Here is a 25,313-nt window from a genome sequence, read left to right as displayed (position 1 = left end):
CGCTCACGTTCCATAAATCCTGCCCTCACGAAAAAACCGTTTCAGCTCTCGCCAGGGCTGCCGATACCTCCTGACTACCCATCGGCTGGTCGCTACTTCCAGCAACCGGATGTACCCGCAAATCTGTTCCTGGAGGAATGCGATGAATAGTTGGTTCGGCAACATCAGCGTCAATATGAAACTGGGCCTGGGCTTCGGCCTGGTACTGGTCCTCACCTCGATCCTCGCGCTCACCGGCTGGACCAGCCTGGGCGGCCTGATCGACCGCAGCAACTGGATGAGCGACATCACCCAGCTCAACGCTTCGCTGACCAAACTGCGCATCGTGCGCCTGCAATACATGTTGGCCAACGGCGACGAAGCCGTGGCGCAAAACGTGCAGACCAACCTCGACAGTTTTGTGGCCCAGCAACAGAAGCTGCTGGACAGCTTCAAGAGCCCGGACAACCTCAAGCTGCTCAATGAGCAAAAAGCGATCATCACCGCTTACCAGCAGTCCTTGAACAAAATGCGCGAGGCCTACCGCAACGGTAACGCCGCGCGCCAGGTCATGGGCGACAAGGCTGACATCGCCAATGCGCAGATCAGTGCCTTGGACGCCAGCGTGCGGCAGATGCCCGAGAGCACCGAGCGCTTTGCCCAGTTCGAGGCCGTGACCAGCGCCAAGGAACAGTTCCAGTTGGCCCGCTACGAAGTGCGCGGCTACACCGGTAACGTCAACGCCGAGACTGAAGCCCGCGCCGCCGCGCAGATCGAGAAAGCCATCGACGGTCTGAAAGGCCTGCACGCAGCGTTTGGCGCCAGCCAACAGCCTGCACTGACCGCCCTGGAAACCGCCCTCGGCGCCTATCGCAGCGCGGTGCAGAACTACAAGGCGGCCAACGCCAACATCGTCTCGGCCCGGGCAGAAATGACCACCCAGGGCACCGACATTGTCACCATCAGCGACAAGCTGTACGACATCCAGCTGCAACGCCGCGACGCCGAAAGCGCCCAGGCCCGCAGCCTGCAACTGATCAGCACATTGCTGGCCTTGCTGGTGGGCATCGTGGCTGCGGTGATCATCACCCGCCAGATCACCCGCCCACTGCGCGAGACCCTCGCCGTGGTGGAGCGCATCGCTTCCGGCGACCTGAGCCACAACATCCAGGTGACCCGCCGCGACGAACTCGGCGTGTTGCAGCAAGGCATCCAGCGCATGGGCACCACCCTGCGTGAACTGATCAGCGGCATCCGCGACGGCGTGACCCAGATCGCCAGCGCCGCCGAAGAGCTGTCGGCCGTGACCGAACAGACCAGTGCCGGGGTCAACAGCCAGAAGATCGAGACCGATCAAGTGGCCACCGCCATGCACGAAATGACTGCCACCGTGCAGGAAGTCGCACGCAACGCCGAACAAGCGTCCCAGGCTGCCTCGGCCGCCGACGGTGAAGCCCGTGCCGGTGACAAGGTGGTGGCCGAAGCCATCGCCCAGATCGAACGCCTGGCAGCTGAAGTGGCACGCTCCACCGACGCCATGACGCACCTGCAACAAGAGAGCAACAAGATCGGCAGCGTGATGGACGTGATCAAGGCCGTGGCCGAGCAGACCAACCTGCTGGCGCTCAACGCCGCCATCGAAGCCGCCCGTGCCGGTGAAGCCGGTCGCGGTTTTGCGGTGGTCGCCGATGAGGTGCGCGGCCTGGCCCAGCGCACCCAGAAATCCACCGAAGAAATCGAAGGCCTGGTGGCCGGTTTGCAGAACGGCACCCAGCAAGTGGCCGCCGTGATGAACAACAGCCGCAGCCTCACCGACAGCAGCGTCGAACTGACGCGCAAGGCCGGTGTGTCACTGGAAAACATCACCCGTACGGTGTCGAATATCCAGTCGATGAACCAGCAGATCGCCGCAGCCGCCGAGCAGCAGAGTGCCGTGGCGGAAGAGATCAGCCGCAGCATCGTGAATGTGCGGGACGTGTCGGAGCAGACTGCAGCGGCCAGTGACGAGACGGCCAAGTCGAGTGTGGAACTGGCGCGTTTGGGCGGGCAGTTGCAGCAGATGGTCAGCCATTTCCGGGTGTAAATCCCAGGTACAAAAAAGCCGCCCCGGTCGAAACCGGGGCGGCCCACTTCTCAGACCTTAACGGTCATCAAAGCTGTCCCGCAGGAATTTCCACACGTGATAAACACGCAGGGAGTTCACTACGAGGTCCCACGTACGTCGTGCAAACTTGGACATACTCGGCCCTCCATCAGTTGGGCCTACCTCCAGCGCACTTACCGGAACACGTGAGCCTTCGGACGCAGGTCAATGCTTCCAGTGAGGCGGCCGGGCTTTGGGTCCTCCCGCATGAATCCGGCACGGATTACTAGCCCGTGGCGTTCGGTCCATAAATTCGCGCGCGTACCCAGCCCACCTACAAACGACATACACAGAACGGGGGCGATACTAACCAACATCCCGCTCAAAGGTGTGACCTGGGAGAACTAATCCACCGGTAACGCTCCAAGAATTTATTGCCAGTTTTTGCAGTCGTCCTTAAATAGCGTAGATCTCAAAGAACTGAAAACACCGAGTGTCACCAGGCCTTGCGTGATGCCTGAACCGACAGTAGTATCCGGTCAGCAGGTCAATGCTTCCGGTGAGGCGCAACCCCAGCCGCGAACTGGGATTGCAATAAAAAACCGCCCTACTAAGGCGGTTTTTTATTGCCTGCGATTTATGCGCGCAGCCTCAGCTGCTGACTTCTTCAACAAACACCAACCGGTTCCCAGACGGGTCGCTGATGCTCATCTCGCGGCTGCCCCACGGCGTGTCTTCAATACCGGGCTTGGCGTTGCGGTAATTCCTGGCCAGCAATTGTTGCTGGTACGCTTCCAACCCTTGAGCCTGAATCCGCACCGCCGCACCTGGCGTGCAATCGCCATGGTGCTCGGACAAGTGCAGCACGCAGTCCCCCAGCGACACCTGCAGGTACAGCGGAAAGTTGTCTTCAAACCGGTGCTGCCAATCGACCTTGAACCCCAGGAAGTCGACGTAGAACTCCAACGTTTTGGCCTCGTCGAAACTGCGCAAGATGGGGGTGACTTTTCCTAAGTGCATGGCGATTGCTCCGTATTTGAGAGCGGCCACTATACGGCCGCAAATCCCTTTCGCAAATCCCCACTGCGCGCCAGGAATCGTCCGGACCGCTGCCCATTGGCCTGCCCGTCTCTGTAGCTGAGCACGCCGTTGACCCACACACCGTCAATCCCTTCCGCCGCGCGCTGCGGCTCTTTGAAGTCCGCCACATCCCGCACCCGCAACGGGTCAAACAGCACCAGGTCGGCCCAATGCCCTTCACGGATTTCACCGCGCTCGGCCAAGCCAAAGCGCGCTGCCGACAAGCCAGTCATCTTGTGCACGGCGGTGTGCAGCGGGAACAAGCCAAGGTCCCGGCTGAAATGCCCCAGTACCCGGGGAAACGCGCCCCACAGACGTGGATGAGGAAACGGATCTTCCGGCAAACCATCCGAGCCAATCATCGACAGCGGATGTGCCAGGATGCGCTGCACGTCGGTCTCGTCCATCCCGTAATACACCGCCCCGGCGGGTTGCAGGCGGCGGGCGGCGTCCATCAGCGGCACCGCCCACTCGGCGGCGATATCCTGCAGATCCCGCCCGCCCATTTCCGGATGCGGCGTAGACCAGGTGATGGTGATGCGAAAGGCATCGGTGACTTGCTTGAGGTCCAGGGTCGAAGAGCTGGCCGCATACGGGTAGCAATCGCAGCCCACCGGATGGGTCTTCGCCGCGTGTTCCAGCGAGGCCAACAACTGCGGACTGCGCCCCCAGTTACCGGCGCCCGCGCACTTGAGGTGGGAAATGATCACCGGCGCCTTGGCATGCCGGCCGATCAGAAAAGCCTCGTCCATCGCCTCCAGCACCGGTTCGAATTCGCTGCGCAAATGGGTGGTGTACACCGCGCCATACGCCGTCAGTTCTTCACTCAACTGCAGCACTTCATCGGTCTCGGCGTTGAAGGCGCTGGCGTATGCAAGCCCGGTGGATAAACCCAGGGCACCGTCCGCCAGACTCTCCTGCAACTGCGCGCGCATCGCGGTGATTTCACCCGGCGTGGCGGTACGGTGCAGGTCGTCCATATGGTTGCTGCGCAGCGCGGTGTGGCCGATCAGCGCCGCCACATTGACGGCCGGGTGGGCGTTTTCCACCGCCGCGCGGTAATCGCTGAACCGTGGGTAGGCAAAGGCCTCGGCGGTGCCCAGCAGGTTCATCGGGTCCGGCGGATCAGCCTGCAAGCTCACGGGCGAGGCGCTGATGCCGCAGTTGCCGACAATCACCGTGGTCACGCCCTGGCTCAGCTTGGGCAGCATCTGCGGGTGACGGATCACCACCGTGTCGTCGTGGGTGTGCACGTCGATAAACCCAGGCGCCAATACGCGCCCGGTGGCGTCGATTTCATGCTCGGCGCTGTCTCGGGACAGGTCGCCGATCTTCTCGATACGCCCCTCGTGCACCGCCACATCGGCGACATAGCCGGGGGTGTTGCTGCCATCAATGATCAGCGCCTGGCGGATCAGCGTGTGGTACTTCATTTCAATCTCCAAGCGGCAGGCTGTCAGGGCCGCCGCGATAATCGTCCAGGGCCAGCTTGATCCGTCGCAGGCGTTCCTGGTTGTCGTCCGGCATGGCCAAGGCCAGCTCGGTAGCGAGCACATCGATGGCCAACAGCATTCCGTAGCGCGCCGCCGTTGGCTTGTAGATAAAACTGGTTTCGGCCGGTTGCAGCGGCAGCAGCACGTCGGCCAACTGCGCCAGCGGGGAGTCCGGCAGGGTGATGGCGATGATTTTTGCGCCGTAGTTGCGCGCCAGCGCCACCACGCCCAATACCTCCGGGGTGATGCCGGTCAGCGAGCAGACGATCAGCGCATGCTCCGGCCCCAGGGTGGCGGCGGTCACGCGCATCATCACCGGGTCGTGGCAGGCGTTGATCGAGTAGCCCAGGCGCACCAGGCGCACTTGCAACTCGTCGCTGCACAGGCTCGACGGCCCGCCCATGCCGAACGCGTGGATCATCCGCGCATTGCCCAGCAGGCTCACGGCGTCGACAAAGCTGCGCTGGTTGAAACCGGACAGGTGCCGGCGCAACGTCGCCTCGATATCGCTGAGAATCTGCCGGTGAAACGCCGACTGCTCCGGCAGGCCCGCCGGGTCGAGGAACCGGCTGCCAACGCCGCTGGCCTGGGCCAGTTGCAGGCGCAGGTCACGCAGGTCGCGGCAGCCGACGCTGCGGGCAAAACGCGACAAGGTGGCGGTGCTGACCTCGGCCCGTTGGGACAATTCTTCCAGGCTAGCGGACGCTGCAAAGCCGACATCATCGAGCATCAGCTTGGCGATACGCCCTTCGCCGGCGCTGAAGGAATCCTGGCGGGCGCGGATCTGGTAGAGGATGTCCATCGGTTCGGCTCCGGGTTACAAGATGCAGGACAAACCATAAGTCAGACCGAAGGCGACCACCGAAATCAGGGTCTCCAGCACGGTCCAGGTCTTGAAGGTCTGGATCACCGTCATATTGAAGTATTCCTTGATCAGCCAGAAGCCGCCGTCGTTCACGTGGGAAAAGATTACCGAACCCGCGCCGGTGGCCAGCACCAGCAATTCCGGGTGTGGATAACCCAGGCCCATCGCAACCGGTGCGACCACGCCTGAGGCCGTGGTCATGGCCACGGTGGCCGAGCCGGTGGCGATGCGCATCAGCGCGGCGAACAGCCAGCCCATCACCAAAGGCGACAGGTTGAAGGCGTGGGCCAGGCCGAGGATTTCATTGGTGACCCCGGCGTCCACCAGAATCCGGTTCAAACCACCGCCCGCACCCACCAGCAAGGTGATGCTGGCCGTTGGTGCCAGGCACTCGTTGGTGAACTTGAGGATCGATTCGCGGTTGAAACCCTGGGCCAGGCCGAGGGTCCAGAAGCTCACCAAGGTCGCCACCAGCAGCGCAATCACCGAGTTACCGATAAACAACAGGAACTGGTTAAAGGCGGTGCCCGGTGTGGAAATCAGGTTGGCCCAGCCGCCGATCATCATCAGCACCACCGGTAACAGGATGGTGCCCATGGTCAGGGCGAAACTCGGCAGGCGGGAGCGCGGCTCGCGGTCGATGAACTGGCGCTCCAGCGGGTTTTCCGCGGGCAGGTGAATGTGCGGCACGATAAATTTGGCGTACAGCGGGCCGGCAATGATCGCGGTGGGTATGCCGATCAAAATTGCATACAGCACCGTCTGCCCGACCGAGGCGTTATAGGCCAGCACCGCCATCATCGCCGCCGGATGCGGCGGCACCAGCGCATGCACCACCGACAAGCCCGCCACCATCGGCAGGCCGACCATCAGGATCGACACGCCCACCCGCCGCGCCACGGTAAACGCGATCGGCACCAGCAACACAAAACCGACCTCGAAAAACAGCGGCAGCCCCACCAGGAACGCGATACACACCATTGCCCAGTGCGCGTTACGCTCGCCGAACCGGTTGATCAGCGTACGCGCCACCTGCTCGGCGCCACCGGACTCGGCCATCATCTTGCCGAGCATGGTGCCCAGCGCGACCACCAGCGCAATATGCCCCAGCGTCTTGCCGACCCCCGCCTCGTAGGAGCCCATTATCGTGTCCGCCGGCATCCCGGCCAACAGCGCCAGGCCGATAGACACCAGGGTGATGACGATAAACGGGTTGAGCCGGTAACGCGCGATCAATACGATCAATGCAATGATGGCGATGGCGGCGTAGATCAACAGCCAATACCCCGGTGATGCGGCCATGCGGTACTCCTCGGAAAGGGTCACGTCGAATAGGTTGTGAAAGTCATAAATCATTACCGAGGTGGATTTTCAATTTTTATGAAAGTAATTTTCGCCCACAGACACGCCCTGTCGCACAGGGATATGCCCTGGGTCAGTGGATGAAAATTCGGGGGGCGTTCTTACATGAAGATCGCCGGGCTGGAAACTCAACTGCGCAGGCCGAGTCTTAGACTGCACACCGACTCATGACCAGGAAAACCCAGAATGAATCGTAACCACCTGCTTGTCCCTTTCGCCGCCGGCGCGCTGTTGCTGGCCTTGGGCGGCACGGCTTCGGCCGATGAGAACGCGGCGCTGAAAAAATGCATGGACGGCGCCAACACCACCGCCGACATGGTCGATTGCAACGCCAAGGAAACCAAGGTGCAGGACGCGCGCCTGAATACCGCCTACAAAACCGCGATGACGGCGATGGAAGGCAACCGCAAGCAGCAATTGCAGGACGTACAGCGCCAGTGGCTCAAGTTTCGCGATGCCAATTGCGGCTTCATCGGCTCGGCCACCGGCGGCACCATTGATCAGGTCAACGGCTCCGGCTGCGTGCTGGACATGACCCAGACCCGCGCCCAGGAATTGGAAAACCTGGTCGGACCATGATCGTTCCCACGCTCTGCGTGGGAATGCATCCTGTGACGCTCCGCGTCACGATTTTAAGAGCGGATGCGGAGCGTCCAAAGCGGCGTTCCCACGCAGAGCGTGGGAACGATCATTGCGCTTCAACAACGGTCAGTCGTGCTGCACCCGCGCACGCTTGAGCAGTTTGCGGCAGCGCTCGGACAGGTGCAGCACCCGCAAATGCTTACCGGCCTTGGCGTAGCGCTCCCGCAAGGTCATCAACGCGGCAATCGCCGAATAGTCGACGAAGCTCAAGTGACGACAATCCAGCGTCACCTGGGCCGGGTCGTTGGCCGGATCGAACCGGTTCAGGAACGGCGTGGTCGAGGCAAAAAACAGCGTGCCGTGCACCCGATAGAGTTTGCTGCCGTCCGCTTCCATATGCTCGTCCGCGTACAGCTCACGCGCTTGCTGCCAGGCGAAGTTCAGCGCCGCAATCACAATCCCGCACAGCACTGCGGTCGCCAGGTCGGTGAACACGGTAATCACCGTCACCGCCATGATCACCAACACATCGTTCAGCGGCACCTTGTTGATCACCCGCAACGAAGCCCAGGCAAACGTCTGCTGAGACACCACGAACATCACGCCTACCAGCGCCGCCAGCGGAATGCGCTCGATCAGCGGTGACAGAAACAGAATGAACAACAGGATCATCACCCCGGCAAACACACCGGAGAAGCGCCCGCGCCCGCCGGAGCTGAGGTTGATCACGGTTTGACCGATCATCGCGCAGCCGCCCATGCCGCCAAATAAGCCCGAGACCATGTTGGCTGCGCCCAGGGCCACGCTTTCGCGGTCGGGGTAGCCGCGGGTTTCAGTGATTTCGTCGGTGAGGTTGAGGGTCAGCAGGGTTTCCAGCAGGCCGACCATGGCCATCAGGATCGCGTAGGGCGCGATGATGTGCAGGGTTTCGAGGGTCCAGGGAATCTGTGGCAGCGCGAAGGTCGGCAGGCCGCCGGCGATGTGGGCCATGTCGCCCAGGGTGCGGGTCGGCAGGCCGAGCAGGTACACCGCCAGACCTACGCCGAGGATCGCCACCAGGGCTGGCGGTACGGCGCGGGTCAGGCGCGGCAGCAGGTAGACGATGGCCATGGTTGCCGCGACCAGCCCGGTCATCACGTACAGCGGCGTGCCGCTGAGCCAGGTGTCACCGCTTTTGAAATGCTCCAGCTGCGCCAGGGCAATGATGATCGCCAGGCCGTTGACGAACCCGAGCATCACCGGGTGCGGCACCATGCGCACCAGCTTGCCCAGGCGCAACAGGCCGAAGGCGACCATGATCAACCCGCCCAGTAATACCGTGGCCAACAGATACTGCACGCCGTGCTGCACCACCAGCGCGACGATCACCACCGCCATCGAGCCGGCGGCCCCGGAGACCATGCCAGGCCGGCCGCCGAACAGCGCGGTGAGGGTGCAGATGATGAATGCGCCGTAAAGGCCCATCAGCGGGTTGAGATGAGCCACCAGGGCAAAGGCGATGCATTCGGGCAGCAAGGCAAAAGACGTGGTGAGTCCGGCCAGGGCGTCGGCGCGCAGACGGGTGAGGTTCATTGAAGTACCGGGGAGTTGCGGGGGATAAGGCTGGGGATGGTACGGAATTGGGCGGGGTGGGGCTAGTGTTGGGTAAGACCGTTGGACCGTGTCGCCCCTTTCGCGAGCAAGCCCGCTCCCACATTTGACCGCATTCCAAAGTTGGAACTCGGTCAAATGTGGGAGCGGGCTTGCTCGCGAAAGGGCTAGCCTCGGTCTCAAGCGAACATCAAACCATCTCGTTGCGAATCCACTCAACTACGGAGGTCCGCTTCGGCGCCCACCCCAGCAATTCCCGCGCATGCTTGCCGCGCACCCGGCTGTTGGAGCCCAGGCCATAGTTGGCCATTTCATAACCCCACTCGGCCTCGGCATCCGCCAATGGCCAATCCTGTGGTTTACCCAGCTTCAGCGCTTCGGCAATCGCGGTGGTCATGTCGACAAACGCCGCTTCGCCACTCTCCACAAAGTAGAAAGTGCCCGGCACATTCTTTTCCAGCGCCAGCAGGTACAACGCAACCACGTCTTCAATGTGCACGTTGGACCAGATGTTCTGCCCGGTGCTCACATGCCGCACTACACCGCTTTTGCGTGCCTGCTTGAGCAAGCGTGGCAACTGCACGCTGTCGCGCTTGACGCCCAGGCTGTGACCGTAGATCAGGGTGTTGCAGATCACTGCCGAGTTCACGCCATCTTTGGCGGCAGCCAGGATCAGGTTGTCGATGGCCACGCGAGCAGCCTTGTCGACAGTCGGAGCCGGCAGGTTGTCTTCAAAGTAGATGACATCGCTGGACTTACCGCCCGACGCATCGCCGACGATGCTCGAACCGCTGGTGTGCAGGAAGGTTTTGTTGGAGCCGCGCAACGCGGCCAGCAAGGTTTCCACGGCGCCGCGATGGTCACTGCTGGCGGCGTTGATCACCGCGTCAGCTTTCTTCGCCTGCTCGGTCAACAGCGCGCTGTCATCCAGCGTACCGATTACCGGCGTGATGCCCAGTGCAGTCATTTCCGCAGCCTGTTCGGTGCTGCGCACCAGGCCGGTGACGTTATGGCCGGCCTTGACCAGGCCAGTAGCGATGGAACCGCCGATAAAACCGGCAGCGCCGGTGATGAATACGTTCATGGAGGTGTCTCCCTGCGTGAGTAATTGATGGCGTCAGTATTGCGGACCTATCCATTCCGAATAAGTCCGCATTGCCCAATTCACTCTTGCGCAGGGGTCACGAATCAACGGGCGTAGCTGGACAGCTTGCCTTGGATAAAGTCCAGGAAGCACTGGATGCGCAAGGCCAATTGCGAGTTGCGGTAGTACACGGCATTGATCGGCTGGCGATAGCCGCTGTTGAACTCTGCCAGCACCGGTATCAGGCGCCCGCTTTTGATGTCCTGGGCGGTCATGAAGTCCGAGAGACAGGTGATGCCCTGCCCTTCCAGCGCCAGTTGGCGCAAGGTTTCACCGCTGGAGGCGGCGACGCCCGGCTGGATCTGCCAGCGATCGCCGTGCACATGGCGCAGCGGCCAGTGGTTCAGGGTTTCGGTCTGGGTGAAACCGAGCAAGGTGTGTTCGGCCAGTTCGGCAACGGTGCTGGGCGTACCGTGCTGTTCCAGATACGCCGGGCTGGCGAGGATATGCAGCGGGCTGCATCCCAGTGAGCGGGCGTGAAGGGTCGAGTCGGCCAGGGCACCGATGCGAATCGCGATGTCGGTGCTTTGCTCCAGCAGGTCGATGATCAGGTCGTTGCTGTTCAGCTCCAGCTGGATGTCCGGGTACAGGCCACGAAACTCGGCGATGTACGGCACGATCGCATGCAGCATGAACGGCGACGCCGCGTTGATCCGCAGGCGCCCCGACGGAGTTTGCTGGCGCGACGACAGGCGTTCTTCCAGGTCGTCCATCTGCTCGAGGATCACCTTGGCCCGCTCAAAGAAATACTTGCCCTCTTCGGTCAGGTCCATGCGCCGGGTGGTGCGGTTGATCAGGGTGGTGTCGAGCTTGGCTTCCAGGCGCGACAAGGTGCGGCTGACCGCCGACGGCGTCTGCCCGACCTGTTCGGCTGCGGCGGAAATCGACCCGCATTCAATCACGCAGACGAAGATCTGTAGCTCATCGGATCGGGCTTTCAACGTGAATCCTCTTTATAGCGGCTGCACGGATACTAGCCGCATTACAGACTCAGGTTAAACACCTGTGCCAGATGCTGTTCATAACGCGCCACGTCGGCTTCGATGGCCGGGCGTTTCATCACGTCCACACAGAGGAAGGTCGGCAGGCCGATCATGCCGAGGAACTCGTTGGCCTTGTGGAACGGGAAATACACCGCGTCCACGCCCTTGGCTTCGAAGAAGTCGGTGGGGTCGTCGAACGCTTGCTGAGGAGCGTTCCAGGTCAGGGACAGCATGTATTGCTTGCCCTGGATCAGGCCACCGCTGCCGTATTTCTGCGACGAGTCGGAGCGGGTGCGGCCGTCGCTGGCGTACAGGCTGCCATGGCCTTCGGTGAAGACTTCATCGATGTACTTCTTGACGATCCACGGAGCGCCCATCCACCAGCCGGGCATCTGGTAGATGATCACGTCGGCCCAGAGGAATTTGGCGACTTCTTCGGCCACGTCGTAGCCGGCGTCGATGTGGGTTTCCTTGACGTCGATGCCGCCACGGTCCAGTACCGCCAGGGCGGCTTCATGCAGGGTGCTGTTGTAGCGACCGTCGGAATGGGCGAATTTCTTACCGCCGTTGAGCAGGAGTACTTTTTTCATAGGGGGTGCCTAAAGATTAAAAATGTCTGAAGGCAGGGTAACGGGGTCGGTGCTTTGGAATAAGCGTCCCGGCGGCAAAATACATTTGACCAAGGCGCACGAATCAACGGCATATTGTTAACCACTGATCAGCAGATGACCTCCCAGCGCGGCCATGCCGATAAAGAACACCCGCTTGAACAGCACGGCACTGATGCGCTGGCGCAGGGCCTGGCCCAGCCACATCCCGAGCAGCGCGGGAACCAGCGCCAGCAACGAGGCGTTCAATTCGCCGCCGCCCAGGCTGCCACGCCAGAACAGCCCGGCTGCCAGCGCCAGGGTCGACACGGTGAACGATAGCCCCAACGCTTGCACCAGCTGATCGCGGTTCAAGCCCAACGCTTGCAGATACGGCACCGCCGGTATCACGAACACCCCAGTGGCCGAGGTGATGACCCCGGTCAGCACGCCGCACAGCGGGCCCAGCCAACGCTCGGTGGCCGGGCTTACCTTGAACGTCGGCAGCAACAGCCCGCTCAAGGCATACACCAGCAGCGCGCCGCCCAACGCCCGCACCACCCAATGCCCGCCATCCATGCCCAGCCACACCGAGCCCAGCCCGGTGCCGAGGAAAATCAGCAGGAGCATCGGCCACAGGCGTTTGATCAACGCGCTCAGGTGACCGCCGAAGGCCAGTTGCCAGAGGTTGGTGACGGTGGACGGGATGATCAGCAACGCCGCAGCCTGCGCCGGTAACATAGCCAGGCCGAGCATGCCCATGGCGACGGTGGGCAGGCCCAGGCCGATGACGCCCTTGACCGTACCGGCCAGCAGGAAGGTGCCGACCACCAGCAATGTCAGGGCCGGGCCGAGGTTTTGGTAGAACGCGAGTAAGGTATTCATGGGTCGATTTTGCAGGTTTGGGTGATGTCTGAAAATTCGCCATATACTGAGGCAGCCTCTTGTTTTGCATGAGGCAGATGGCCTCTTCGCGAGCAAGCCCGCTCCCACATTTTGAAAGGGTTCACAGATCTAAATGTGGGAGCGGGCTTGCTCGCGAAGAGGCCCGTACAGACACTGAGATCCCCAGCACATGCACTTTGACCTGATCGACCTGCGCCTGTACCTGCACATCCTCGACACCGGCAATATCACCGCCGGCGCCGGCCGCAGCCATTTGTCCCTGGCGGCGGCGAGTGCGCGGATCCGGGCGATGGAGGCCTCGCTGGGTATCGAGTTCCTGGAACGTGGCCGCCGTGGCGTCACCCCGACTGCTGCGGGCAAAGCCCTCGCCCGTCACGCCCGCCTGCTGTTGCAGCAAGCCGATCACCTGCAGCAAGACCTCGCGGGATACGCCAACGGCGTCAAAGGCCAGGTGCGCCTGCTGTGCAACACCACCGCCCTGAGCGAATACCTGCCGGAACTGTTGGCGGACTTTCTGCACGAGCACCCCAACCTCGACATCGACCTGCAGGAACTGCCAAGCCTGCGCATCACCCACGCCTTGCGCCAGGGCGCGGCAGACCTGGGGATTATTTCCGACGCAGTAGATACCCACGGCCTGCAAACCCTGCCCTTTCGCGACGACCCGCTGGTGCTGATCATGCCGCTGGATCACCCGCTGGCCGGGCGCACCGTGAGTTTTATCGACAGCTTGCAGTATGACTACGTGGGCCTGGCCGCCGACAGCGCGCTGGCGGTGTACCTGGAGGAACAGGCATTGCACGCAGGCTTTCGCTTGCAGACACGCATCCGTGCAGATGGGTTTGACGGGCTGATTCGCATGGTCGCCCGGGGCGCCGGGCTGGGGATCGTGCCCCTGGCGGCGCTGGAACGCTGGCCGTTGGAGCGGCGCTTCAAGGCCCAACCCCTGAGCGAGGATTGGGCCTGTCGCAAACTGCTGTTATGCGCCCGCGAGTTCGAGCAATTGCCCGGTTACGCCGCCCAACTGCTAAACGCCCTCTCCCCCTGTAGGAGCGAGCTTGCTCGCGAAGCACGTCAACGATAACGCGGGCTTTCTGATTTAACCCGGCGCCCTCGGGTTTTTCGCGAGCAAGCTCGCTCCTACAAGGTTTTGGCGACCCTTGCGGAAGAACACGTAGTACACCGCCGACAGAATCAGCAGGAACGGCACCCCGAACACCAGCGTCATCTTGAACGCATCGGTGAAAAACGTGGTGATCATCACCGCGCCCATCAGCACCAGGCCCAGCAGCGTGCTGTAGGGAAACAGCGCCAGCTGGAACGACAGCTTCGCCCCGCCGTGACGCTTGCGGTAGCGGCGGAAAAACAGGTGCGTGAGGAAGATCATGAACCAGGTGAAGATCGCGCCAAACATCGAGATCGCCATCATCAGGGTGAACGAGCTTTCCGGGTACACCACGTTCAGCAGGGTCGCCAGGGCAATGCCCGAGCTGGACAGCAACAAGGCGTTCAACGGGATCCCGCTCTTGCTCAAGGCGCCCATGGACTTGGGCGCAAAACCGGCGCGCGACAGGCTGAACATCATGCGGGTGGTGATGTAGAGCTGGCTGTTCATCGCCGACAGCGCAGCGATCAGGATCACGAAGTTCATCACCCCGGTGGCGCCGGGAATGCCGATGGTCTGCATCACCGTGACGAACGGGCTCTGGGCGTGGCCAGCCTGGTTCCACGGCACGATGGCCAACATCAGCGCCAGGGTCAGCAGGTAGAACACCACCAGCCGTACGATGGTCGCGCGGAAGGCTTTTTTCACCGCCTGCTCCGGGTCGGCCGCTTCACCGGCGGCCACCGCGATCATTTCCACGCTCAGGTAACTGAAGATCGAGACGATCACCGCAATCCACATGCCGCTCAACCCGTTCGGGAAAAAGCCGCCGTGGGCCGCGTAGTTCTGCACACCGTAATCCGGATTGCCGGAGCCGAACACCACGTACACCGCGAGGATGATGAAGCCAACGATGGCGCTGATCTTGATCGTGGAGAACCAGTACTCAAAGTTGCCGAAGGTCTTGACGCTGATGGCGTTGAGTACGATCAGCACGCTGGAAAACGAGACAATCCACACCCATTCCGGCACGTTGGCAAACCAGTACTTCATGTACATCGCCACCGCCGTGACCTCGGCGCCCACCGCCAGCACAATCGCCGCCCAGTACGCATAGCGCACCAGGAAACCGGCCAGCGGGCTGACGTAAAATTCGGCATACGCGCCGAAGGAGCCCGAGGTGGAATGCGCCACGGTCATCTCCGCCAGGCAGCCCATCAACAGCAAAGTGATCAGCGCACCGATGGCATAGCTCACCAGCACGCTGGGCCCGGCATAGCCGATGGCGTAGGCGCTGCCCATGAACAGCCCGGTGCCGATGGCGCCACCGATGGCGATCATGCTCATCTGGCCGGAAGTGAGCTGGCGCCTGAGGCCCAGTTCGCGATTGGTGATTTCGGCAAAGCCTTGGTCTGGCGTGGTCACGTGGCGTGCCCCTTTATTATTGTGATTGCACTGCTTTTCTGGATGAAACACTGTCCCCTGTGGGAGCGGGCTTGCTCGCGAATGCGGTGTGCCAGTCAATACATCAGGGACTGATGGACCGCATTCGCGAGCAAGCCCGCTCCCACATTTTTTGCTCTGCGTTTACTCAGGTGACGCTGTGGCGAACCTTGAACTGCGGCTGGTCCCAGGTTCTCTGATCGAGAATCTCACCCAGGATTTCCACCGCATCCCACACTTCAGCAAAGCTGGTGTACAGCGGGGTAAACCCGAACCGCATGATCCGCGGCTCACGATAATCACCAATCACGCCACGAGCGATCAAGGCCTGGATAACCGCATAGCCTTCCGGGTGTTCGAAGCTGACATGGCTACCCCGTCGGGCATGCTCACGCGGGGTGATCAGGGTCAGGTCGTGGGCGGCGCAACGGCTTTCCACCAACTCGATAAACAGGTCGGTCAACGCCAGGGATTTAGAGCGCAAGCTGGCCATATCGGTCTGGGCGAAAATATCCAGGCCACACTCCACCATCGCCAGCGAGGTAATCGGCTGGGTGCCGCACAGGTAGCGGGCGATGCCCTGGCTCGGGGCATAACGCGATTCCATGGCGAACTGTCGGGTATGCCCGAACCAGCCCGACAGCGGCTGCGTAACCACATCCACCAGCGCCGGGTTGACCCACACAAACGCCTGGGAGCCGGGCCCGCCGTTGAGGTATTTGTAAGTGCAACCAATCGCATAATCGGCACCGGCCTGATGCAGGTCGATCGGCACCGCGCCCGCCGAATGCGCCAGGTCCCAGATCGCCAGCGCGCCACATTCATGGCTCAAGGCAGTCTGGGCCTGCATGTCGTACATGTAGCCGGTCTTGTAGTTGACGTGGGTGAGCATCACCACGGCCGTGTCCTGGTCGATGGCTTTCGGCAGTTCGTCCGGGCTGTTGACCAGGCGCAGGGAGTAGCCCTGTTGCAGCAGTTCGGTGAGGCCTTCGGCGATGTACAGGTCGGTGGGGAAATTGCTCGCTTCGCTGACGATCACCTTGCGGCTTGGCGCGCGTTCGCGTTGCACGGTCAGCGCGGCGCTGAGCACTTTGAACAGGTTGATGGAGGTGGTATCGGTGATCACCACTTCACCGTCGCGGGCACCGATCAGCGGTGCCAGGCGATTGCCCAGGCGCTGGGACAGGTCGGCCCAGCCGGCACTGTTCCAACTGCGAATCAGCCCATTGCCCCACTCCTCGGCGATCACCGCTTGCGCCCGTTCCAGTGCCGCTACCGGGCGCGCACCGAGGGAGTTGCCGTCGAGGTAGATGACCCCGGCCGGCAAGGCGAATTGGTTGCGCAATGGCGCCAGCGGATCCTGGGCGTCGAGGGTCAGGCAATGGGTGCGGGTGGTCATGGTCAGTCCTGTTGTTGTAGTAACAATGAGCCAAATAATGAACGAAGCTTTAGAGAATTTTCGTGCAAAGTGGTGGGCAACAGGTTAATTAAGCTGTAGGAAATTCGAATTTAACCCCCAAACACGCGGATTTATTCTAACCATGATTCTCGACGCCACCGACCTGCGCCTTCTGCATTTCCTGCAACAGGATGGCCGTATCAGTAACCAGGAACTGGCGGAGAAAGTCGCCCTGTCGCCGTCGGCCTGCCTGCGGCGTTTGCGCCTGCTGGAAAGCGAGGGAATCATCAGTGGTTATCGGGCGGTGTTGAACGCCGAGCAGTTGGGGATTGAGCTGGAGGCCATCGTCCACCTGTCGTTACGCCAGGATGTGGAGGATTGGCACGAGACGTTTATCAAGAAGGTACAGGGGTGGCCGGAGGTGGCCAGTGCGTACGTGATTACCGGGGCGAGCAATTATGTGCTGCGGGTGCAGGCGCGCAACCTCAAGCACTTTTCGGATTTCATTGTGAACCACCTGAACCGCACGGCGGGGGTGATGGATATTCGCTCGGAGATCGTGTTGCAGAAGATCAAGGATCGGGATGATCTGCTCGACCTGGTTGTTCGCAAATAGGCCAAACGATACAGAGCCAATGTGGGAGCGGGCTTGCTCGCGAAGGCGGAGTGTCAGTCACCGGAAATATTGACTGATCCACCGCATTCGCGAGCAAGCCCGCTCCCACATTTTTTTACCGCGTTCAGTCTTCGAGGGCGCGCACTCGCTGCATGCGCTTTTGTTCTACCGGCGCCGCCGCAGGCTGCAACTCAAAGTCAAAATCAATCTGCGCAAACTGCCCTTCCACACCAAATTCCTTCGCCAGGTTCGCGTCCTCGCTGAAGCGAATTTCGGCGATCAACTCATCCCGCGTCGCATAGGCAAAATCATCATGCAGGTACGGATCATCCGACAGGTTGATCTGCGTGGTCAGGTGCCGATGGCCCGGCGCCGAGATGAAGAAGTGGATATGCGCCGGCCGCTGGCCATGGCGCCCCAACTGGTCCAGCAACTGCTGGGTCGGGCCGGTCGGCGGGCAGCCATACCCCGACGGCACGATGCTGCGAAAACGGTAGTTGCCCTGGGCATCGGTCTCGATTCGCCGACGCAGGTTGAACTCCGACTGCGTGCTGTCAAACCACGAATACGTACCACCGGTATTGGCCTGCCATACATCGACAATCGCCCCCGCCAACGGCTTGCCATTGGTGTCGCGCACCTGGCCCTGCATGAACAGCGGCACGCCCGGGTCCTGCCCGTCGTCCAGCCGCGCCTCGAACTTGGACAGCGGCGCACCGGCCACATACAGCGGGCCTTCGATGGTGCGCGGGGTACCGCCGGATTTGCCGGCTTCCTCGTCCGCCGCGTCCATCAGCATGTCCAGGTAATGCTCCAGGCCCAACCCTGCCGCGAGCAAGCCGGCTTCCTGGTTCTTGCCCAGTTCGTTGAGGTAGTTGACCGCCTTCCAGAACTCTTCCGGGGTCACTTCCAGGTCTTCGATGATGTTCACCGTGTCCCGCAGGATCCGGTAGATCAGCGCCTTGGCCCGTGGGTTGCCGCCGTCGTTAAGGTTGCCGCTGGCTTCTTCGAGAAACTGTTGGGCGTGAGCAGTCTGAGAAAGTCGGATGGACATGGTGCAATCCTCATCTTGTAATTATTAGGTGAAAAAACAGACTCAGCGATCATCCTCACGGATCGACGATGGATGCCGGCACAGGGCATTCACTTCGATGGCCATGTAAGGATAAAGCGGCAGTTGCATCAACAGGTCATGCAGTTCCTGCACGCTGTCGACATCGAACACGCTGTAGTTGGCGTACAGCCCGGCGATGCGCCACAGGTGGCGCCATTTGCCTTGCTCCTGCAGCCGCTGGGAGAAGGCTTTTTCTTCAGCCTTGAGGCCGGCAGCGCACTCGGGGTTCATGTCGACGGGCAGGTTCACGGTCATTTTTACGTGGAACAACATCGCAGGTGTCCTCTTGTTAGTTATCGCGACGGAAGAACGCCAGGCGCTCTTCATCGATGGCCAGGCCCAGGCCCGGAGCGGTGGAGACATGCAGGTGGAAATCGCGGTACACCAGCGGCTCGGCGAGGATGTCTTCGGTGAGCAGCAGCGGGCCGAACAGCTCGGTGTCCCACGCCAGTTTGTTCAAGGTGAGAAAGGCATGGGCCGAGGCCAGGGTGCCGATACCGCCTTCAAGCATGGTGCCGCCGTACAGGCCGATACCCGCCGCTTCGGCAATCGCTGCGGTGCGCAATACCGCACGCGGCCCGCCGTTTTTGGCGATCTTCAGGGCGAACACCGAGGCCGCGCCTTCGCGGGCCAGGTTGAAGGCATCTTCCACGCATTCGATGGACTCGTCGGCCATGATCGGCGCCGGGCTCGACAGGTTGAGCCGCACCATGCCGCCGCGGTTGTTGCGCGAGATCGGTTGTTCGATCAGGTCGATACCGTTGTCCCCCAGCACCTTGCAGGCGCGCAGGGCCACGGCTTCGTCCCAGGCCTGGTTGACGTCGACCCGCACACTGGCGCGGTCGCCCAGGGCTTTTTTGATCGCGATGACGTGGGCCAGGTCCTGGCTGACTTCACCGGCGCCGATCTTCAATTTGAAAATGCGGTGGCGGCGCAGGTCGAGCATCTTCTCGGCCTCGGCGATGTCTTTTTCGGTGTTGCCGCTGGCCAGGGTCCAGGCCACCGGCAAGGCGTCCCGCACGCGGCCGCCGAGCAATTCGCTGACCGGCAGGTTCAGGCGTTTGCCGAGGGCATCGAGCAAGGCGCTTTCGATACCCGACTTGGCAAAGGTGTTGCCCCGGATGCTGCGCTCCAGGCGCAACATGGCGGCATTGATGTTGCTCGCGTCCTGGCCGAGCAGCAGCGGCGCGAAGTGCCGGTCGATGTTGATCTTGATGCTGTCGGGGCTTTCATTGCCGTAGCTCAGGCCACCGATGGTGGTGGATTCACCAATGCCTTCGATACCGTCGGCGCAGCGCACGCGGATGATCACCAGGGTCTGGTTCTGCATCGTGTGCATCGCCAGTTTGTGCGGGCGGATGGTAGGGAGATCGACGATGATGGTCTCGATCGACTCGATGGCGCAAATCGGCATGGCAATACCCGTTGGGTTCTTTATAGATTTGGCCTGATTCTGTTCCGGATCTCTGCTGGCTTCCAATATAGAATGAGTCTCGAACAATACCCTTAAGGTATGAATGGAGTCTTTATGGAACTGCGCCATCTGCGTTACTTCCAGGTGCTGGGGGAAACCCTCAACTTCACCCGCGCCGCCGAACGCCTGCACATTGCCCAGCCGCCGCTGAGCCGGCAGATCCAGCAATTGGAGGACGAACTGGGTGTGGTGCTGCTGGAGCGCGGGCGCCCGTTGCGCCTGACCGAAGCCGGGCGGTTTTTCTATGAGCACGCCAATGTGCTGCTGGAGCAACTGGGCAAGGTGTGTGACAACACCCGGCGCATCGGCCTTGGGCAGAAAACCTGGCTGGGCATCGGTTTTGCGCCGTCGACGCTGTACGGCGTGCTGCCGGAGTTGATTCGCCGGCTGCGCAGCCACGATGGCCTGGAGCTGGAGTTGGGCCTGTCGGAGATGACCACGCTGCAACAGGTTGAAGCTCTCAAGGCCGGGCGGATTGACGTGGGCTTCGGGCGGATTCGCATCGACGACCCGGCCATTGTGCAGCGGGTGTTGGTGGAGGACCGGTTGGTGGCGGTGTTGCCCGCCGGACATCCCCTGCTGGGTGCCCCGGCCACCCTGGCGCAATTGGCCGCTGAACCCTTCGTGCTGTATCCCGGCAACCCGCGGCCGAGCTACGCCGACCATGTGATCGCGCTGTTCGATGCCCATGGCTTGAGCCTGAAGGTTTCGCAGTGGACCAACGAATTGCAGACCGCCATTGGTCTGGTCGGCGCAGGCATGGGCGTGACCCTGGTACCCGCCTCGGTGCAGGTGCTGCACCGCGCAGACATTGGCTACACGCCGGTGGTGGAGGCCACCGCCACTTCGCCGATCATTCTCAGCCGGCGGATCAATGACCAGTCGCCGGGGCTCAGTCATTGCCTGCAACTGGTGGAAGAGTTGATTTAAAAGAACACCACACATCCAATGTGGGACCGGGCTTGCTCGCGAATGCGCAGTGTCAGTCACCGAATGAGTTGGCTGATGCACCGCATTCGCGAGCAAGCCCGCTCCCACAGTTGATCTCCGTTGTTTTTGCGTAAGGTGTTCATCCACGCATACGCCGGGCGTCGTTGCGTTGCAGGGTCTGGCTGGGGGATTCGTCGAACAGCTTGCGGTATTCGGCCGAGAATCGCCCCAGATGAGTAAAGCCCCAGCCCAGGGCGATTTCGGAGATGGTGCGCGTGGAGCCATGTTCGAGGATTTGCTGGCGCACGGCACCCAGGCGGTATTTCTTCAGATAGGCCATGGGTGACAGGGCGAAGTATTTGCGAAAGGCATCGAACAGCTTGAAGCGCGACACGCCCGCCGCCGCCTCCAGATCCTCCAGGTGCACCGCTTCCCGGGCGTTGTCGTGGATGTACTGTCGGGCACGAATCAAATAGTGCGGCAGCTTCACCCCCAGCACGTCCCGCAGCTCTTCGGAATAGTTGTTCGGCTGGGCCAGGATCAGGCCCTTGATCAGCGAGCTTTCCAGGTCCCGGGTAAACGCCACCTGGTCATACAGCTCGCTGCTGCGCTCCAGTTCGGCGATGAAATACCGCGCCATGCGCCACCACGACGCGGAAGCGCCGTCCACCGCGTCCATCGCCGACTCGAAGCGCAGCGGCGCTTCAATCGGCCGCTGCAGCAGGCCCTCCAGGGATTCGCTCATCGCCGCGCGGGTGATCACCACCTGCAACTTGCGGCAGTCGCCGGAGATCTCCAGCACCTGATGTTCGTTGGGCGAGATGATCACGCCCTGGTCACGGTTGGAGCTGAGCCGCACGCCGTTCTTGCTCAGTTCCTGCTCGCCCACCAGCGGCAGGGTCAGGCTGTAGCTGCTGAAGTGCTCGGCGTCTTCGATGTCGATGGTGACGTCGGTGCCGTATTCGATAATCCCCAGCGTCGTGGCGCGGGACTTGAACACATTGGCGCTGTGGTGAAAGCGGATGCGCTCCGGCGTCGCGGTTTGCAGGCGGTGCGGCCCGCAAATGCCGGACATCCAGCTGCAGGCGCCTTCAAGGTCGAAGCGCTCGATACGTATATCGCGTGTATTGCTACTCATCACGGGGCACCCACGGCAATTGTGGCCGGCGCGCTCTGACGGCGCGTCCTGGTAGATCGACAGCAAGTTTTGCGCCACGCCAGCGGGATCGCCACTGGGTGGATAGCAACCGTCGACTAAGTGGATAACAAGCAGACTTTTCCGACAATCGCCTTGCAAGACAGTAGCGCATTCCGCCACCGCCCTGCACCGCCGTGGGTATTTCGTGCCCAACTAAGTGGCCCACCTTCCCCCATTAACCGGATAGCCCGGTGCCCCGCCGCAGCCTCTTAATGGCTTACCCGTTTAGCCATTATCAAAAAAGGTGCCTCCCATGAGTGGTGCAAGAAGCGTCGAGCAGTGGAAAAGCTTTATCGAAGGCTGCCTGGACTTCCGTCCGGTGGATGAGGTGTTCCGCATCGCCCGGGACATGTTCACCGAGCCGGAGTTGTTCGAGCTGGAAATGGAGCTGATCTTCGAAAAAAACTGGATCTATGCCTGTCACGAGAGCGAACTGGCCAACAAGCACGACTTCGTGACGATGCGCGCCGGGCGCCAGCCGATGATCATCACCCGCGACGGCGAAGGCCAGCTCAACGCGCTGATCAACGCCTGCCAGCACCGGGGCACCACCCTGACCCGAGTCGGCAAGGGCAACCAGTCCACCTTCACCTGCCCGTTCCATGCCTGGTGCTACAAGAGCGATGGCCGGCTGGTGAAGGTCAAGGCGCCGGGGGAATACCCGGAAGGCTTCGACAAGGCCACTCGCGGCCTGAAAAAAGCGCGGATCGAGAGCTACAAGGGCTTCGTCTTCATCAGCCTCGACGTGAACGGCACCAACAGCCTGGAAGACTTCCTCGGCGACGCCAAAGTGTTCTTCGACATGATGGTCGCCCAATCGGCCACCGGTGAGCTGGAAGTGCTGCCGGGCAAGTCCGCCTACACCTACGACGGTAACTGGAAACTGCAAAACGAGAACGGCCTGGACGGTTATCACGTCAGCACCGTGCACTACAACTACGTGGCCACGGTGCAGCATCGCCAGCAGGTCAATACGGAAAACGGCACCGGCTCGGGCACGACACTGGACTACAGCAAACTCGGCGCCGGCGACGCGAACACCGATGACGGCTGGTTCGCCTTCAACAATGGCCACAGCCTGTTGTTCAGCGACATGCCCAACCCCACCGTGCGTTCGGGCTACGCCACCATCATGCCGCGCCTGATCGAAGAACACGGCCAGCAAAAAGCCGAATGGATGATGCACCGCCTGCGCAACCTGAACATCTACCCGAGCCTGTTCTTCCTCGACCAGATCAGCTCGCAGCTGCGGATCATCCGCCCTATCGCATGGAACAAGACCGAAATCATCAGCCAGTGCCTGGGGGTGAAGAACGAGTCTGGCGCCGACCGTGAAAACCGTATTCGCCAGTTCGAGGATTTCTTCAACGTCTCGGGCATGGGCACGCCGGATGACCTGGTGGAGTTCCGCGAAGCCCAGCGCGGCTTCCAGGGCCGTCTGGAACGCTGGAGCGATATTTCCCGCGGCAGCCATCGCTGGGAAACCGGGCCGACACCCAACAGCGAATCCATCGGTATCCAGCCGGCGATGACCGGCACCGAATTCACCCACGAAGGGCTGTACGTCAACCAGCACCGCAACTGGCAGAAATTCCTGCTGGACGGGCTCGACCAGCAAGCCCTGAAACTGCGGGAGGTGGAATGATGAATGCGCAACTGCAGTACCGGATCGAGCAGTTTTTTTACCGTAAATCCGAGCTGTGCGATGCCCAGGATTGGGACGCCTACGTGCAGTTGTTCGACCCGCAGAGTGAATTCCACCTGCCGCAGTGGGATTCGGAACATGTCTACACCCGCGACCCGAAGCGCGAAATGTCGTTGATCTACTACGCCAACCGCTCGGGGCTGGAGGATCGGGTGTTTCGCCTGCGCACGGGCAAGGCCGCGTCGGCCACGCCGATGCCGAGGACGCTGCATTTGATCAACAACGTGCGGATTGCCGAGCAACCGGACGGGCTGCTGGAGGTGAAGTTGAACTGGCATACGTTGTTCTATCGGCTGGCGACGTCGGAGCAGTTCTACGGCAGCGCCACTTACAGCCTCAAGCCCGATGGCGACAGTTGGTTGATCACCCGCAAGCATGCGCTGCTGCTCAACGACACCATCAACTCGGTGCTGGATTTCTATCACCTGTGACCTGATGCATTACACCTGTGGCGAGGGAGCTTGCTCCCGCTGGACCGGGTTGGCGCTCCAGTGCGTAGCGCTCCCGGCTTTTTGGGGCTGCTGCGCAGCCCAGCGGGAGCAAGCTCCCTCGCCACAGGTAAATCGCAGGCATAGAAAATCAAACTCGCGGAGTTCTGCGAATGAATCACAAAGTGGCCTTCAGTTTTGCCGACGGCAAGACCCTGTTTTTCCCGGTGGGCGCCAATGAGATCCTGTTGGATGCAGCCTTGCGCAACGGCATCAAGATCCCGCTCGACTGCCGCGAAGGCGTATGCGGCACCTGCCAGGGCCGCTGCGAGTCCGGCGATTTCACCCAGGACTACGTAGACGAGGAAGCCCTCTCCAGCCTCGATCTGCAACAACGCAAAATGCTCAGCTGCCAGACCCGGGTCCAATCCGATGCGGCGTTCTACTTCGATTTTGATTCCAGCCTGTGCAACGCGCCGGGGCCGGTCCAGATCCGCAGCACGGTGAGCAATGTGCAGCAGGTGTCGCCCAGCACGGCGATCCTGCACCTGCAGCTTGAAGCGCCATTGGATTTCCTGCCCGGCCAATACGCCCGCCTGTCGATTCCCGGCACCGACAGTTGGCGCTCCTACTCTTTCGCCAACCGCCCGGGCAATCAGTTGCAGTTCCTGATCCGCCTGCTGCCCGATGGCGTGATGAGCAACTACATTCGCGAACGCTGCCAGGTCGGTGATGAGTTGCTGCTGGAAGCGCCATTGGGTGCCTTCTACCTTCGGCATGTCACCCGACCGCTGGTGTTGGTGGCCGGTGGCACTGGTTTATCGGCGCTGCTGGGCATGCTTGACGACCTGGCCGCCAGCACCTGCCAACAGCCGGTGCACCTGTATTACGGCGTGCGGGGTGCGGCCGATTTATGCGAGGCAACACGCATAAAAGCCTACGCCGATACGATCCCGGGGTTTCGCTACACCGAGGTACTCAGCGACCCACCTTCGGACTGGGCCGGCAAACGCGGCTACCTCACTGAGCATTTCGACCTGGCCGAATTGCGGGATCAATCGGCAGATATGTACGTCTGCGGCCCCCCTCCGATGGTCGAATCCATCAAACAATGGCTGCTGGATCAGGCACTTGATGGCGTTCAGCTGTATTACGAAAAGTTTACCGAGAGTAATATCTGACCCCTCAGCGGTTTGAGGGGCTGGTTCGGTGTGCGATCAACCCTGAAAAAAACAAGTAGAAGGGAA

At 61.5% G+C, this 25,313-nt stretch carries 23 protein-coding genes and 1 pseudogene; 9 read left to right on the top strand and 15 right to left on the bottom strand.

All coding sequences use genetic code 11. From position 1 onward, the window contains the following. Positions 1-109: 109 nt before the first annotated feature. Positions 110-1,207, top strand: a pseudogene (locus HYE77_RS33025) (methyl-accepting chemotaxis protein); the annotation flags it as partial. Then, on the top strand, positions 1,199-2,062 hold the full coding sequence (locus HYE77_RS33020) for a methyl-accepting chemotaxis protein (protein ID WP_371132985.1): 864 nt from the start codon (positions 1,199-1,201) through the stop codon (positions 2,060-2,062). The pseudogene HYE77_RS33025 and the gene HYE77_RS33020, both read left to right, overlap by 9 nt. A gap of 651 nt (positions 2,063-2,713) precedes the next feature. Here the strand turns inward: HYE77_RS33020 and HYE77_RS24680 are convergent. The 4 genes from HYE77_RS24680 to HYE77_RS24665 are packed head-to-tail and all read right to left on the bottom strand — an operon-like array spanning position 2,714 to position 6,856. Beyond that, a complete protein-coding gene (locus HYE77_RS24680) occupies positions 2,714-3,082 on the bottom strand; it encodes a glyoxalase superfamily protein (RefSeq protein ID WP_177021603.1) in 369 nt (122 codons plus the stop codon). Between the two features lie 29 nt (positions 3,083-3,111). Then, a complete protein-coding gene (locus HYE77_RS24675) occupies positions 3,112-4,575 on the bottom strand; it encodes an amidohydrolase family protein (RefSeq protein WP_177021604.1) in 1,464 nt (487 codons plus the stop codon). 1 nt (position 4,576) lies between these two features. Further along, a complete protein-coding gene (locus HYE77_RS24670) occupies positions 4,577-5,437 on the bottom strand; it encodes a MurR/RpiR family transcriptional regulator (protein ID WP_102368042.1) in 861 nt (286 codons plus the stop codon). A gap of 15 nt (positions 5,438-5,452) precedes the next feature. Next, entirely contained in the window at positions 5,453-6,856 is a 1,404-nt protein-coding gene (locus tag HYE77_RS24665; protein ID WP_177021605.1) for a gluconate:H+ symporter, read from the bottom strand. Positions 6,857-7,048: 192 nt separating this feature from the next. Here HYE77_RS24665 and HYE77_RS24660 point away from each other — a divergent pair, with 192 nt between their 5' ends. Beyond that, a complete protein-coding gene (locus tag HYE77_RS24660) occupies positions 7,049-7,441 on the top strand; it encodes a lysozyme inhibitor LprI family protein (protein WP_177069641.1) in 393 nt (130 codons plus the stop codon). A gap of 129 nt (positions 7,442-7,570) precedes the next feature. Here the strand turns inward: HYE77_RS24660 and HYE77_RS24655 are convergent, their stop codons facing one another. The 5 genes from HYE77_RS24655 to HYE77_RS24635 form a co-directional block, all read right to left on the bottom strand. After that, a complete protein-coding gene (locus HYE77_RS24655) occupies positions 7,571-9,016 on the bottom strand; it encodes a SulP family inorganic anion transporter (protein WP_008436699.1) in 1,446 nt (481 codons plus the stop codon). A 208-nt stretch (positions 9,017-9,224) separates the two neighbouring features. Further along, positions 9,225-10,118 (bottom strand): NAD-dependent epimerase/dehydratase family protein, encoded by an 894-nt coding sequence (locus HYE77_RS24650; protein ID WP_177028360.1) that lies wholly within the window; start codon positions 10,116-10,118, stop codon positions 9,225-9,227. 104 nt (positions 10,119-10,222) lie between these two features. Further along, complete coding sequence (locus HYE77_RS24645) at positions 10,223-11,119, bottom strand: LysR family transcriptional regulator (protein ID WP_008436694.1); 897 nt, start codon at positions 11,117-11,119, stop codon at positions 10,223-10,225. Positions 11,120-11,160: 41 nt separating this feature from the next. Continuing rightward, positions 11,161-11,751 carry an NAD(P)H-dependent oxidoreductase gene (locus HYE77_RS24640; protein WP_177028359.1) on the bottom strand — a complete coding sequence of 197 codons (591 nt, stop codon included), beginning with the start codon at positions 11,749-11,751 and terminating at the stop codon, positions 11,161-11,163. A gap of 117 nt (positions 11,752-11,868) precedes the next feature. Beyond that, positions 11,869-12,633, bottom strand: a complete 765-nt coding sequence (locus HYE77_RS24635) for a sulfite exporter TauE/SafE family protein (RefSeq protein ID WP_177009239.1) — start codon at positions 12,631-12,633, stop codon at positions 11,869-11,871. Between the two features lie 190 nt (positions 12,634-12,823). Here HYE77_RS24635 and HYE77_RS24630 point away from each other — a divergent pair, with 190 nt between their 5' ends. Next, positions 12,824-13,738: a LysR substrate-binding domain-containing protein gene (locus HYE77_RS24630; RefSeq protein WP_177028358.1), complete on the top strand. Its 915-nt coding sequence runs from the start codon at positions 12,824-12,826 to the stop codon at positions 13,736-13,738. 15 nt (positions 13,739-13,753) lie between these two features. Here the strand turns inward: HYE77_RS24630 and HYE77_RS24625 are convergent, their stop codons facing one another. Both HYE77_RS24625 and kynU read right to left on the bottom strand, forming a co-directional pair. After that, entirely contained in the window at positions 13,754-15,184 is a 1,431-nt protein-coding gene (locus HYE77_RS24625) for an amino acid permease (RefSeq protein ID WP_134325690.1), read from the bottom strand. A gap of 166 nt (positions 15,185-15,350) precedes the next feature. Then, a complete protein-coding gene (kynU, locus tag HYE77_RS24620; protein ID WP_003212302.1) occupies positions 15,351-16,601 on the bottom strand; it encodes a kynureninase in 1,251 nt (416 codons plus the stop codon). A gap of 142 nt (positions 16,602-16,743) precedes the next feature. Here kynU and HYE77_RS24615 point away from each other — a divergent pair, with 142 nt between their 5' ends. Continuing rightward, on the top strand, positions 16,744-17,217 hold the full coding sequence (locus HYE77_RS24615) for an Lrp/AsnC family transcriptional regulator (protein ID WP_003212305.1): 474 nt from the start codon (positions 16,744-16,746) through the stop codon (positions 17,215-17,217). A 124-nt stretch (positions 17,218-17,341) separates the two neighbouring features. Here the strand turns inward: HYE77_RS24615 and catA are convergent, their stop codons facing one another. Genes catA through HYE77_RS24600 form a run of 3 tightly spaced genes read right to left on the bottom strand, consistent with a single transcriptional unit; the run spans position 17,342 to position 19,745 of the window. Beyond that, entirely contained in the window at positions 17,342-18,271 is a 930-nt protein-coding gene (catA, locus tag HYE77_RS24610) for a catechol 1,2-dioxygenase (protein WP_003212307.1), read from the bottom strand. Between the two features lie 42 nt (positions 18,272-18,313). Further along, positions 18,314-18,604 (bottom strand): muconolactone Delta-isomerase, encoded by a 291-nt coding sequence (gene catC, locus HYE77_RS24605; RefSeq protein ID WP_177069639.1) that lies wholly within the window; start codon positions 18,602-18,604, stop codon positions 18,314-18,316. Between the two features lie 16 nt (positions 18,605-18,620). Further along, positions 18,621-19,745, bottom strand: coding sequence for a muconate cycloisomerase family protein (locus HYE77_RS24600; protein WP_003212312.1), 1,125 nt, complete (start codon positions 19,743-19,745; stop codon positions 18,621-18,623). A gap of 114 nt (positions 19,746-19,859) precedes the next feature. Here HYE77_RS24600 and HYE77_RS24595 point away from each other — a divergent pair, with 114 nt between their 5' ends. Next, entirely contained in the window at positions 19,860-20,735 is an 876-nt protein-coding gene (locus HYE77_RS24595; protein WP_003212314.1) for a LysR family transcriptional regulator, read from the top strand. 139 nt (positions 20,736-20,874) lie between these two features. Here the strand turns inward: HYE77_RS24595 and HYE77_RS24590 are convergent, their stop codons facing one another. Beyond that, the gene (locus tag HYE77_RS24590; RefSeq protein ID WP_008436676.1) at positions 20,875-21,873 is read right to left on the bottom strand and encodes a helix-turn-helix domain-containing protein; all 999 of its coding nucleotides are present in this window, start codon (positions 21,871-21,873) and stop codon (positions 20,875-20,877) included. Between the two features lie 313 nt (positions 21,874-22,186). Between HYE77_RS24590 and antA the strand changes: the two genes are divergently transcribed. From antA to antC, 3 genes are all read left to right on the top strand, one after another. After that, on the top strand, positions 22,187-23,578 hold the full coding sequence (gene antA / locus HYE77_RS24585; RefSeq protein WP_134325687.1) for an anthranilate 1,2-dioxygenase large subunit: 1,392 nt from the start codon (positions 22,187-22,189) through the stop codon (positions 23,576-23,578). Further along, positions 23,578-24,069: an anthranilate 1,2-dioxygenase small subunit gene (gene antB, locus HYE77_RS24580; RefSeq protein WP_003212320.1), complete on the top strand. Its 492-nt coding sequence runs from the start codon at positions 23,578-23,580 to the stop codon at positions 24,067-24,069. The genes antA and antB overlap by 1 nt, the downstream gene beginning before the upstream one ends. Positions 24,070-24,239: 170 nt before the next feature. Continuing rightward, a complete protein-coding gene (gene antC / locus HYE77_RS24575) occupies positions 24,240-25,247 on the top strand; it encodes an anthranilate 1,2-dioxygenase electron transfer component AntC (protein WP_177069638.1) in 1,008 nt (335 codons plus the stop codon). Positions 25,248-25,313: the final 66 nt, after the last annotated feature.

It is taken from the genome of Pseudomonas sp. IPO3774 (assembly GCF_013386835.1).
Lineage (GTDB): Bacteria > Pseudomonadota > Gammaproteobacteria > Pseudomonadales > Pseudomonadaceae > Aquipseudomonas.
Note: the sequence above shows the minus strand (reverse complement) of the source record. Positions and strands in the feature narration are given on the sequence as shown.